General features: G+C 64.9%; 10 protein-coding genes. 1 reads left to right on the forward strand and 9 read right to left on the reverse strand.

Features of this window, described 5'->3' with window-relative positions; all coding sequences use genetic code 11:
* Positions 1-141: 141 nt before the first annotated feature.
* The 8 genes from AB0323_RS19635 to AB0323_RS19670 form a co-directional block, all read right to left on the reverse strand.
* Entirely contained in the window at positions 142-1,362 is a 1,221-nt protein-coding gene (locus AB0323_RS19635; protein ID WP_366178813.1) for an MFS transporter, read from the reverse strand.
* A 153-nt stretch (positions 1,363-1,515) separates the two neighbouring features.
* Complete coding sequence (locus AB0323_RS19640; protein ID WP_366178814.1) at positions 1,516-2,364, reverse strand: hypothetical protein; 849 nt, start codon at positions 2,362-2,364, stop codon at positions 1,516-1,518.
* 266 nt (positions 2,365-2,630) lie between these two features.
* The gene (locus AB0323_RS19645) at positions 2,631-3,920 is read right to left on the reverse strand and encodes a MinD/ParA family protein (RefSeq protein ID WP_366178815.1); all 1,290 of its coding nucleotides are present in this window, start codon (positions 3,918-3,920) and stop codon (positions 2,631-2,633) included.
* A gap of 226 nt (positions 3,921-4,146) precedes the next feature.
* Positions 4,147-4,569: an arsenate reductase ArsC gene (locus tag AB0323_RS19650; RefSeq protein WP_366178816.1), complete on the reverse strand. Its 423-nt coding sequence runs from the start codon at positions 4,567-4,569 to the stop codon at positions 4,147-4,149.
* Complete coding sequence (locus AB0323_RS19655) at positions 4,566-5,273, reverse strand: aquaporin (protein WP_366178817.1); 708 nt, start codon at positions 5,271-5,273, stop codon at positions 4,566-4,568. The genes AB0323_RS19650 and AB0323_RS19655 overlap by 4 nt, the downstream gene beginning before the upstream one ends.
* Positions 5,270-5,620, reverse strand: a complete 351-nt coding sequence (locus tag AB0323_RS19660; RefSeq protein ID WP_366178818.1) for a metalloregulator ArsR/SmtB family transcription factor — start codon at positions 5,618-5,620, stop codon at positions 5,270-5,272. The genes AB0323_RS19655 and AB0323_RS19660 overlap by 4 nt, the downstream gene beginning before the upstream one ends.
* Positions 5,621-5,652: 32 nt before the next feature.
* A complete protein-coding gene (locus AB0323_RS19665) occupies positions 5,653-7,146 on the reverse strand; it encodes an SDR family oxidoreductase (RefSeq protein WP_366178819.1) in 1,494 nt (497 codons plus the stop codon).
* 60 nt (positions 7,147-7,206) lie between these two features.
* Complete coding sequence (locus tag AB0323_RS19670) at positions 7,207-9,558, reverse strand: glycosyltransferase family 2 protein (protein ID WP_366178820.1); 2,352 nt, start codon at positions 9,556-9,558, stop codon at positions 7,207-7,209.
* A gap of 218 nt (positions 9,559-9,776) precedes the next feature.
* On the opposite strand from AB0323_RS19670, the gene AB0323_RS19675 reads away from it, so the two are divergent.
* A complete protein-coding gene (locus AB0323_RS19675; RefSeq protein WP_366178821.1) occupies positions 9,777-11,333 on the forward strand; it encodes a chitinase in 1,557 nt (518 codons plus the stop codon).
* Positions 11,334-11,782: 449 nt separating this feature from the next.
* On the opposite strand, the gene AB0323_RS19680 is transcribed toward AB0323_RS19675, so the two are convergent.
* Positions 11,783-11,926, reverse strand: coding sequence for a hypothetical protein (locus tag AB0323_RS19680; protein WP_366178822.1), 144 nt, complete (start codon positions 11,924-11,926; stop codon positions 11,783-11,785).
* Between the last annotated feature and the right edge of the window lie 128 nt (positions 11,927-12,054).

Consider the following 12,054-nt stretch of genomic DNA (forward strand, 5'->3'; position numbering starts at 1 on the left):
CCCTCAACCTACAAACCCCAGCCAACCGGCTCAACCAGCTGCTGCAGGCAGCCTAAACCCCCTGCGTTGCTACGACCAGTTGACTTTGCCGCGCTCTGAACGACATCTATTGCTAGTCAGTTGGGCGGACGCCGGTGGGGTTCAGTAGTTCCTGCGGTGCTTGAGTTTCGGGAGTGCGACGGCGAACACCGCCGCCGCGGCCACGCCCAACACGCCTGTGGCCCAGACGCCCGCCGCGAGCGACACAGCGGCAGTCAGGGCCGAGAGCAGCACGGGTCCACCTGTGGCACCGGCGTCGGAAATGAACCTCCACAAGCCGAGGAATTGCCCGCGACCCTTATCCGGGGAAAAGTCGGCGCCGAGCGTCATGATGAGTCCTGAGCTGATGCCATTGCCGAAGCCGATCAGGAGCGAAGCCAGCAGCAGCCCCACAAAATCCGCGGACGACGGTATCAGGAACAACGCCGCGCCCATGATGAGGGTGGACGGCACCGCGACCCACATGCGCCCCTTGCGGTCCATGAGCTTGCCGGCCGGATAGAACACCAGCATGTCGATCGCTCCGGACAGACCGTAGATCAGTGACGCGTGTGTGGCGTCCAATCCCAGGTGCTCCGCCCACAAAGGGATGACCACTTGGCGTGAGGCCCGCAGCGCGCTGAGCAGCAGGACCCCGGTCCCGATGGTCAGGAACACGCCCGCATGGGAAACCGCGACGCCACGGAGGGTGGGCTCGGGACCCTTGCGTCCGCCGTCGACGTCGTCCGGCAACACAAGGTCCGGGATGGTGAGGGACAGCACCGCGGCGGCCGCCATGCCCGCCACGCCAACCCAATACGCGCCGCTGATCCCGGCGAACTGCATGACGGCCGCGCCCACGAACGGGCCGATGAACACGCCGATCCGGGTGACGCCGCCCAGCGTCGAAAGGGCGCGTGCCCGGTAGATGACCGGGACGGCTTCCGTGAGGTACTTCTGGCGCGCGAGGTTGAAGACGCTCGTGGACATCCCGACGACGGTCATCGCCGCGGCGAGCAGCCAGATGCCGTTGTGGGCAAGGAGCGGCGCGAATCCTGCGGCCAACAAGGCCAATGCTCCGGCGGCGCCCGCGGCGACGATGGCCCATCGTTCGCCGAACTTGATGGTGATGAGCGACGCGGGCAGGTTGAAGAACCACGACCCCAGCCCGATCAGGGTGACCACCAACGCGGAAACGGCCACGGAAGCACCAAGGTCGCGGGCGGACAATGCCACCACCGGAAGTACCGCCCCTTCGCCGATACAGAACAGCAGGGCGGGCCCAAAAGCGGGCAGGGCAATGCTGCGAAGATTGAAGGGCTGAAGGGTGCTGGTGGTGGTCATCCCTTTCATCCTAGGACGCTGCCTCCTTTGCGACGCGCCAAATACCTCTCGCGAAGGGATTTCCGGCTGCGCCGGCCATTCAGCGCAGCGCGAGGCATTCAGTTGTCCCTGCGAGCCCGGAATTCCCTATCCGGCAGGAATTTGGCGCAGCGCCTACTTCAGGAAGCTCGCGTCGAACGAGTTCAGGTCCACGTTGATGCCGTTCAGGGTGTGTTCGAACTTCTGCTGGATCCCCACGCGCATGGTGCCGGCCGTGTTCCAGCCGCCGTACTGCACAGGTGCCGGAGCCAGGTAGTCTGCGGTCCAGCTGGAGTAGTTGAGGTTGCTTGTGTCGGTATCCCAGAGGGGCACGTCCGAGAATGCGGTGCTGTTGCCCATCAGGCCTGGCCACATGCCGCTGCCGCTGTAGATCACAGGCCGCACGCCCAGGCTCCGCACGCCATCCACCATGGCCCGCGTCACCAAGGATCCCCCGGGCTCGATATCCAGGGCGAAGAACTGCAGTCGGGACATGTACGGGCCGGCGGCTTTGATCCCGTTCTCCCAGCACGAAGCGTCACGGGTGTAGACCGCGATCTTGAGGCCGGCGTCGAGCGCCATCTTCAATTGGGCCTGGGTCTGTTGCCACGGGGTGCACGTGCCCCAGACGGTGGAGTGCATCACGTAGAGGCGGAAACCCTCGGCATAGGCCTGACGGAACCAGTTGGGATCGGTGATGGCTGCGGTGGTGTCGAGCACCTTCACGGAGCCGCCCTTGGAAGCTTGGGGCACGTCGGCAGCTTGGGGCAGGACGGCAGCCTGGGGCACGACGACGGCGGGCCCGGGTTCGGCGGCAGGCTGCGGAACCGCTGGCGGTGCTGGAGCCGGGGTAACGAGCGGGGCCACCTCAGCGGCAGGTGCGGCGTTCGCGATTGGTGCGGGGGCGGCGTCGGGCGCTGGGTTAGCGGAGGGGCGAGCCCCGGTGGCACCCCTCAGTCCGAGGAGAAGCACGGCAGCAAACATCAAGGCAAGTTTATTGGGAATCAAAAGAGGCTCCTGGGGTGCTGGCCTCGGGTCCAGAAACGGGCGCAGCAGGGTGTCACGAAGGCACGGAACGGGGTGCACCATGCCCGGGCCCAGTTCCCGGTCATGGCGAGGACGCCCCGCAAAGCGAATGACGTCCAGGTGCAACTCTAGGGAAATCCCGACGGAAGCGACAATTTGCAATCCGCATAGTCGTCGAGTAAGAACCCGTTACTACTAAGTCGCCCCACCGAAAAGGGGAGGCGCTACACGTACCCGTCCACGATCGCGGCCGCGATCTCTTTGTACGCACGGCGGGTATCGGGGCGCAGGACGTCCAGGGTGACCAGGTCACCGTCGGCCACTCCCCTGTCGTGCGGGACGGCGATCAACTGGCGGCAGATCCCGGAGAGGTGTTCCTCGATGGCGTCCTTGTCCACGCGGGAAGACACCTCGTCCTTGTCAGTGATGACCACGATCGCGTTGCGGGCGAGTTCCTCGTAGCCGTGGCTCGCAAGCCATTGGAGGGTGCTCCGGGCACGCTTGGCGCCGCTCACGGCATAGCCAGCGGCGATGATGAGGTTGTCGGCCGATTGCAGGATGCCGCTCATCGCGTTGTGTGTGACGCCGGTGCCGCAGTCGGTCAGGGCAACGGAGTAGTAGCCCGAGATCAGCTGGCGGATCCGCAGGTATTCCTCGGCGGTCAGTGAGTCCGAAACTTCCGGGTCCTGTTCGCCGGCGATCAGGTGCAGTCGGCCGGCATGATGCATGTACCGGGCGAGTGCCGTGAGCGAATCGACATTGTCGACGTTCTTGAGCAGGTCCGTGATGGTGCGCGGCGTGGCCTTCTGGTAGATGCCCTCGCCCAGGGCGCGCTCCACGAGGTCGCCCGAATCGGGGTTGGCGTCGATGGCGCAGGGCGGGTCGCCGCGGAATTCCGCCAAGGTGAGCCCCACGCCGACCGTGGTGGAGGTCTTGCCGATCCCGCCCTTGAGGCTCAGGACGGCCGTGTTGTAGCTGCCTTGGAGCTGGCGGGAAATGCGCCGCGCCAGCTCGTCCTCTTCACGCTGCTTGGCGCTCGGCCCGAGGTTCCAGGCCCCGCCGGTCAACCTGTAGAGCATGCCGCGGAAGCCACCGACGGGACGCGGTTTCTGTTCCCGCACGAACGAACCCGGCGAGGAGATGAAGTCGGAAATCGGAGCGTTGGCGGCTGCGGCGCGTCCGGCCCGTGCGGCAGCCGGGGAACCAGCGCCCGACGCCGGTGCTGCCGCCGTCGCGATGTCGCCGCGTGGTTCCACGCGGCTCGCGTCACCGCTGCCCGAGTCCGCTACCGCCCCGGCGGACGCGTCGGCGGCGGCTGCCGCTTCGGCCCAGGATCTGCTTTGGAGCGGGGCAGGAGTGGATGCGGGCGCGTCGGAGTCGTTCGGCGTAATGATCGGCATAGTTCCTGTCCAGGCGTCACCCTCTTCGCGGCGGCGATCGCGGCGTCGACGAAGTTCGGGCTGCCCTTCGTTAGATGCAGCGGCGCTGGCTTCGTTGTCCACAGAATCCGGCATGGTCTTGTCCCCTAGGACTCGCAGCGTTGTGCGCCGCGGCTCTCGTTTAGATTGCTTCAACCAGCAATTCTAGGCGGCGCCGGCCCCAAACCTGACATACGGGCCGTGCCGGGCAGTTCGGACCGCCGACATTCTGCTGGATCACCCGGCGCCGCCCGCGGCTCATGCCCCGGAAAGGCGCAGATCTTCCTCCGATACCTCGGCGGTGATCCAGCAGAATGTAGCGCTACTTGGCGGCAGGCGTGAGGGACTCGATCAGGCCCTCGATGCGGCTCTTGATCTCGTCGCGGATGGGGCGGACGGCGTCCAGGCCCCGGCCGGCCGGGTCTTCGAGGACCCAATCCTCGTAGCGCTTCCCCGGGAAGTAGGGGCATTCGTCGCCGCAGCCCATGGTGATGACGACGTCGGATTCCTTCACGGCTTCGGTGGTGAGGATCTTGGGGATTTCGGCGGACATGTCGATGCCAAGTTCGGCCATGGCTTCGACGGCCGCCGGATTGACTTTATCTGCAGGCTGCGAACCCGCCGATCGGACCTCGATCCGGCCCTCGCCAAGAGTCGTGAGGAAGGCGGCAGCCATCTGGGAACGGCCTGCGTTGTGGACACAGACGAAGAGGACGGAGGGTTTCTTGACGGTTTCAGTGCTCATGAGAGGACCTTTCGATCGGGCGCCGGGAAGGCTGCGGGCAACGTGGCAACACCTGGGTACAAGGCGCGGACCAGGAAGAACCCGAGGCCGCCGCCCAGCAACTGGGCGAGGATGAACGCCGGGGCAGAGGCCGGGGCGATCCCGGAAAACGTGTCGGTGATGGTCCGGGCCACGGTCACAGCCGGGTTCGCGAAGCTGGTTGAGCTGGTGAACCAGTAGGCGGCCGTGATGTACCCGCCCACGGCAAAGGCAACCTTGTCCGGTCGGCCGGAGCGGACGGTGCCGAAGATAACCAGGAGCAGCCCCATGGTGGCGATGACTTCGCCGAGCCACAGCCCTCCGCCGGCACGTTCGTGCGTTGAGAGTGTCACTGCGTCGAGGCCGAACATCAGGTTGGCGAGCACGGTTCCGGTGAGGCCCCCGGCGAACTGGGCGGCGATCAGGGCCAACGCCGTGGGCGTGTCCAGGATCCCCAGTGCGCGCTCCACCACAGTGACCACGGGGTTGAAGGATGCCGAGACAGGCTGCAGGGCCAGGATCAACGCCACGAGGGCGGCGCCCGTGGCGACGCTGTTCTGCAAGAGCTGCAGTCCGACGTCGTCCGGGGACAGGCGCGAGGCCATGACGCCGGACCCCACCACGGCCATGACCAGGAAGGCAGTGCCGGCGAACTCCGCCACGGCCCGCCGTGACAGCACGCTCACTGGGCCTGTCCCCCGATCAAGGCCGCCAGGCCGGACAGGGCATCGGTGCGGGCGCGGTAGTAGACCCAGACGCCGCGCTTCTCGCGTTCCAGGAGGCCCGCTTCGTGCAGGACCTTCAGGTGGTGGCTGATGGTGGGCTGTGACAGCTCAAAGGCGTCGTTGAGATCGCATACGCAGGCTTCGCCGCCCTCGTGGGACGCCACCAGGGACATCAGCCGCAGCCGCACGGGATCACCCAGAGCTTTCAGCAGCGGAACGATTCCTTCGGCTTCGGATTCCGACAAGGGTTCCCGGGACAGCGGCGAACAACACGCCACCGTCTGGACAGGCGTTAACTCCATGGACATAGACACAGGTAAATATTCACACTTATCGATGTTTAAGGCAACGCCGGATCGTCGTCTGCCATCGACGCCGCGGCGGCAGTGATGCGGTTGGCCATTCCTTTGAAGATGACGCCATGGAACGGCAGCACCGCCAGCCAGTACAACCGTCCGCCCAGCCCCTTGGGGAAGAAGACCGCCCTTTGTCGGTACAGAGCCCCACCTTCGGCTTCTTCGGCGCGCATTTCCAGCCAGGCGCGCCCTGGGACCTTCATTTCCGCGCGGAGGCGCAACAGGGAGCCGCGGTCGATCTCCTCCACGCGCCAGAAGTCCAGCGCGTCTCCGGTATTCAGACGGGTAGGACTGACCCGGCCGCGGCGGAGCCCGACTCCGCCCACGATCTTGTCCATCCAGCCGCGCACGGACCAGGCCAGGGGAAACGAGTACCAGCCGTTGTCGCCGCCGATGCCTTCTATGACTTGCCATAGTTGTTGCGGGGTGGCTGTCGTAGCCTGCTCCTGGTTGTCCTGGTACACCAGGTGGCCAGCCCATTGCGGGTCGCTGGGAAGCGGATCACTCGGGGCACCGCGAACGGAGGAGTTCTGCCAGCTTGTTTCCACTTCCCCGGCGGCCTCGCGCGCCAACGCCAGGCGAAGGGATTCCCGGTATCCAAGCAGCCCGGCTTCGGGCGGATCGATATATCGGTGGATGTCCTGCTCCCCGACCACGCAGTTCTGCTGCAGGGATCCGATGAGCGGCACGGCCAAGGAACGGGGTATGGGGGTGACGAGGTTGACCCACTGGGATGCCAGCCATGGAGTCAGGACGGGCAGTGAAATCACGGGCCGGCGCCTCAGGCCCGCTTCCGCGGCGTAGCCGTTCATCATCTCGTCGTAGCGGAGGACATCCGGGCCACCGAGGTCGAAGGTGCGGTTGAGCGAGGTCGGAAGTCCTGCTGCGGCGACGAGGTAATACAGTACGTCGCGGATAGCGATCGGCTGGACTTTGTTCCGCACCCATCGCGGAGCCACCATGAGGGGCAGCACCTCGGTCAGTTGCCGGATCATTTCGAAAGAGGCCGAACCGGAGCCGATCACGACGCCGGCCTGAAGCACTATCGCAGGCACCCGCGCTTCCGAAAGGAGAATGTCGCCCACTTCCTTGCGGGATCGGAGGTGCCGGCTGAGTTCCGTTCCTTCCGGGTGGAGTCCGCCCAGGTAAATGATCCGCCCGGCGCCAGCGTCGGCCGCCGCCCGTGCAACATTGCTGGCGCAAAGCCTTTCGGTCTCTTCAAAAGACCGCTCGCCGGAAGGACCCATCGAGTGGACCAGGTAGTAGATGGCGTCAGCCCCGGCAAAGGCCTGCCGCAGGGAGTCCACGTCCTCAAGGTCGCCAATCATCACATCCACGCCCCCTGCCCAGGGGACGTCCCTGAGCTTGTTCGCGTGGCGTACCAGGACGCGGACGTCGTAGCCGGCGTCGAGCAAGCGCGGGACGAGCCGTCCCCCGATGTAGCCGGTGGATCCCAATACCACTGCCAGTGGATTCATCGTGGCCCTTTCCGATGCCCTTGCGGCGCCGGAAGACCGACGTCCAAGGACAGCGTAGCCCTACACCGATCCGGCCCGTTTCCGGCGGTCGTTCTTGCCGCGGAGGTCGCGGTTCAGGCGGCGGTCCCCGTGATAGAGCAGCGACTCCCAATCGACCTGCTCCGGAGTTTTGGGGATGATGGCCGGCGGTAGCGCTTTCGGCTTTTTGGGCGCGACATACAGCCAGTTCAACACGCCCAGGTACATGTCCACTCCGGAGTTGGCCAGACCGATGTAGGCCCGGATCGCGCCGGCGGCCATGACGGCGTTGAAGGCAGCGAATGCGGCGTTGCCCCAGTTTCCCAGTTCCCAGTTGCGCCAGACGGTCAACAAGGAGAACGCGACGATCAGGTACGGAGCGAGGACGTAGAGGGCCGGGGCAGCGGTGCGGTCCTTGACCTTGGGGGTGCGGACGAACGGGATCTTGTCTCCCGTGAGCGCCTGCTGGAGAGACTTCAGGACGCCGGCCAGATTGACCGGCAGGAGAACGAGGTTGAAACCATAGATCCGGAAGATGTCGCTGAACCGGTGGCCGCAGTCCCGCAGGTCGCTGCCCATGGCCAGGAAGTAGGGCAGCGCGGCAAGGAAGACCAAGGGGCTGAGGAGACGGCTGTCGTAGGGGTACGCCAGGAGGAACAGCAGCCCGAAGCTGGCCCAGGTGATGGAGGCCATGTAGTTGACCCGGAGCAGGATTTCGCGGAAGAGGACTGGCCGCGCCTGGCCTCGGCGGTTGCGGATCTGTTCCCAGAGCTTGGGCAGGATCAGCAGGCCGCCGTTGGCCCAACGGCGTCTCTGGACCACGAGCGATCCGAAGTCGGGCGGCGTGGCACTGTAGCTGAGCCTCTCCGGGTAGTTGACCAAGGTCCAGCCGTGCTTGCCGAGGTCCACGCTGGACTCGGTGTCTTCGATGACGGTGCGGTCCTGGATGTAGGTTCTGACCTCGAAGCCGCCCATCGTGGAAATCTCAACGATGTCTTCCAAGGCGCGTTTGCGGATCACGGCGTTCGCTCCCACCCAGAACGTGGCGCCGTATTGGGTCAGCCCCTGGTGCTGGATGTGCTGGATGTCCGTGGTGGCGCCGGCGATGCGTTCGATCCGCGTCGGGGCGCCTCGGAAGGAGGAATACGGGGTCTGGGTAACGGCTACCTGCTCATTGCCCGGAGATTCGAGGAGTTGGACCAGGCGGAGGCAGTAATCGCGCAGCAGCAGCGAGTCCGCGTCCAGGGTCAGGACGTAGGTGGTGTCCGGGATCGAGAGCGCGCCGCCGTCGGAAACCCCTGCAGGGCCAGAAACCCCTGCGGGCCGCAAGACGGTGCCGTCCGCTGTCTGTTCCGGGTGCCAAGTCCCGCCCATGAGCGAGAGGTAGGCGTTCAGGTTCATGGCCTTGTTGGCCTCGTGGGAGAGGCTGGCGAACCGCTTTCGCTCGAACGTGGACACCCGGGCGTTGAAGATCCAGGTAAGCCGCGCGTACAGCTCAGCGATGCGTTCCGGGCCGGGCGAGGCCTGCTGGGCGTTGGCGGCCGTAAGGGCCAGAATCACCAGTCGTAGTTCCCGTGCCAGGCCCATGAGGACCAGGTCCACGAAGAACTCGTCCACGTGGTCCTCGACGGACTCGGTCTCCGCCATTGCTTCGAGCCACTCCGCAGCGTATTCGTATTCGGCGATCAGCCGCTCCACTTCGGTGCCCGCGTCCAGTTCAGGTCCCTGATCACGACGACGGCGGTACCTCGCGTAGGCCGCGTTGACCCTGGCCGCCGGTTCCTTGAGGGTGTCCGCGATCTGGCCTGCGAGCGCGCGCGTGGCTTCCAGGCGCCGGAGTACGTCGGGGTCTTCGGGGAAGGGCGGATCATCGAGAAGGAGCACAACGCTGAGGTCCGGGAACTCCTGCAGGACCGCGGACCACATGGTGCCACGGACGACTTCCGGCTCTTCCGCGTAGGAAGGAATCAGCACGGTGATGCCCTCGGAGTAGTCGAAGAAGTGCCGGTCCAGTTCCCCTCGGGGAACCCGGCGGTGGGCCCGGAAACGAGTCAGGGCGCCCTGGCGGGCAGTGAGGTACATCAGGGCCGAGAACGTCAGGAAGGACACCACCACCAGGTAGGACAGGGATTCGGCGCCGAAGCGGAATCCGGCGCCGGGGTTGTCCACCAACTGCTTGAGCACCGTCGTGACCACATAGCCGACCCAGGCGAGCACGGTGGTGAGTACGGCGATGCGGCCGAGGACTATTTTCCGCCGCGATGGTGCAGGGTGGACGATCGAGAGCGGTTCGGAGCGTTTTTCCGCGCCCCACTGACGCTTTCGGGCTTTTGAAGACTGCCCCTCGGCCGTTCCCTGTTCATCGGGGCGAAGCAGCACGATCTGATCCGACATGAATCCCCATTCGCTGTCCGTGCACCCCCAGCGGGCGCGCGGCACAATGCGGGCGTAATGTAACGGACCGCACTCCAGTGCGCCCCTATGATAGGCGAACAACGCGGAGTTCCGACAGAACTCATGGAAATGCTACGCAAGATGCTGCGTTTCCCGGGGGTGAGATCTTTCCCAGACATCCGTGAAGTCCTTATTCACAAAGTTCTAGGGGTATCTCTGTGTCGAAGCGCTTTCCCGGCCGCCGGCTGTCCGTCCTGCGTTTGGGAATCCTTTGCGTCATTGTGGTCGCGGCGGTCACGGCTGGCTATCTCGGCCTCCGGAACGTCCAGGACGTCAGTGCCGCGGCATCCATGCCTTCGGTGTTCTCCGGCTATGTGGACGTGACAGCGACGCCGCGCTTCGCGTTCGAAGATCCAGCCGTGCCCAGCGCGAAAGCCGTGGTGCTGTCGTTCGTCGTCGCCGATCCGAAGCAGGACTGCGCCCCGTCCTGGGGTGCGGTGTACAGCCCCGGCCAGGCAGCTTCCGATCTCGACCTGGACCGGAGGATCGCCCGGCTCCGCCAGCTTGGCGGAGCCACAGCGGTATCCTTTGGCGGGCTGAGCAACAGCGAACTCGCCGTTTCCTGCAAAGACACGAAGGCCCTGACTGATGCCTACCGGCAGATTGTGGATCGCTATGATCTCACCACCGTCGATCTCGATATCGAAAGCAATGCGCTGACGGACACGGCTGCTGCCGACCGGCGGGCGCAAGCCATTGCCGCCCTCCAGAAGGAACGCGCAGCCAGCGGCAAGCCCCTCGCCGTTTGGCTGACCCTTGCCGCCGACCCGAATGGCCTCACGAGCCAAGGCCAGGGCATCGTGGCGCATACCCTCGCCGGCGGGGTCGAACTGGAGGGCGTGAACATCATGGCGATGGATTTCGGTGCGAGTAAGCCTTCAAGCTGGAGCATGTCCCGGGCCGCAGAATCGGCTGCGGATGCCGCCCACGGCCAGCTTGATGCCCTCTACCGCAACGCCGGAACTGACTTCGGCAGCGAAACCCTCTGGCGCAAGCTTGGCCTGACCGTCATGGTCGGCCAGAACGATATCGCCGGTGAAATATTCACCCTCAATGACGCTTCCACCATGAACAGCTTCGCCAAAGACAAGGGCGTCGGCAGATTGTCGATGTGGTCCATGAACAGGGATAGAACGTGCAGTCCCAACTACCCCGACTTGAGCAAGGTCTCGGACAGCTGCAGCGGAGTGGTCCAGGGTTCCCAGCTGTTCTCCGCCACCCTTGCCAACGACGTGGCGCTGCCTACCCCGACTGTGGTTCCGTCGCCTACGGCCACTGCGTCAAGCAGCGCCACGGCCACCGCCACCGACGACCCGGCAACGAGCCCCTATCCGGTCTGGAACACCAATGCCGCCTACACCGCGGCGGACAGGGTGGTCTGGCACGGCAGCGTCTACGAGGCAAAATGGTGGACCCGCGCTGACGTCCCGGATAACCCGGTCTTGCAGGGCGGTGCCACTCCGTGGAAACTGGTGGGTCCGGTGCTGCCCGGAGATAGGCCAAGCCCCAAAGCAACCGTGCCCGCGGGTACCTTCCCGGGATGGGCGCCGGCGACCGTCTACCATAAGGGCGACCGCATCCTCTTCGACGGGTCCGCGTTCGAGGCCAAGTGGTGGACTCAAGGCGACAGCCCGGAAGCCGCAGTCCAAGGCGCCCCGGACTCCCCTTGGGCAAGATTGACGCCAGCCCAAATCCTGACCGCGCCGGCTTCCTAAAGCGCGAACTGGCAGCAGATGCCCGCAAAATCGTTTCCAGAGGGCATCTGCTGCCAGTTCGCGCTTCGTGGAGGAACGAGCGTGAGTGTTCGTGATGAAGTTACCGGCGGTCCGGCGAGTGGGGCGTCCGATGCGCGCTGAATACCGCAAAGAGGATTCCTCCCATTAAGGCAAAAAGCGCGCCGACGACAGAGAGGGATACGACCGCGAATGGCCAGGAAGGGCCGTGCTCGGGATCGAGCCGCGAGGTGTTGAGCCCAAATACCGCCGAACCGATCCAGATGTAGTTAACGACCAGAACGGCGGTAGCTCCAAGCACTATGGCGACTATGAAAAGTGGCTTCTGTGCTTTATACATGCTCTTCCCCCAATATTTGTGTTCCTCCGAAGGAGTACACAGAAAAATATCAGCCCCGGTGGCCCCTGGGTAGCTCCAGCAGCCAAACCCCCTAGCGCCGCAGCGCGATGACGACGACCACCACGGTCGCCACCGCGAGGATCCCCAGGCCCACGTACGCAAGCAGCTGAAGGCGCTGCTTCCGAATTTCCCGCTTCGATTCACGAGTCGAGAGCCCAATCAACTTGTTCCCCATACGGGGAGCGTACGCCGCGATTGTTTCGCTCAGGCAACAAAGGGGATAACTGCTAGGAAGTTCCCAGCTGGCACCCCTGGCTAGAACCACGTTCCCCTATACTGACATCTGAATAGTTGTTCATATGT

It is taken from the genome of Arthrobacter sp. NPDC080031 (genome assembly GCF_040702485.1).
GTDB lineage: Bacteria > Actinomycetota > Actinomycetes > Actinomycetales > Micrococcaceae > Arthrobacter.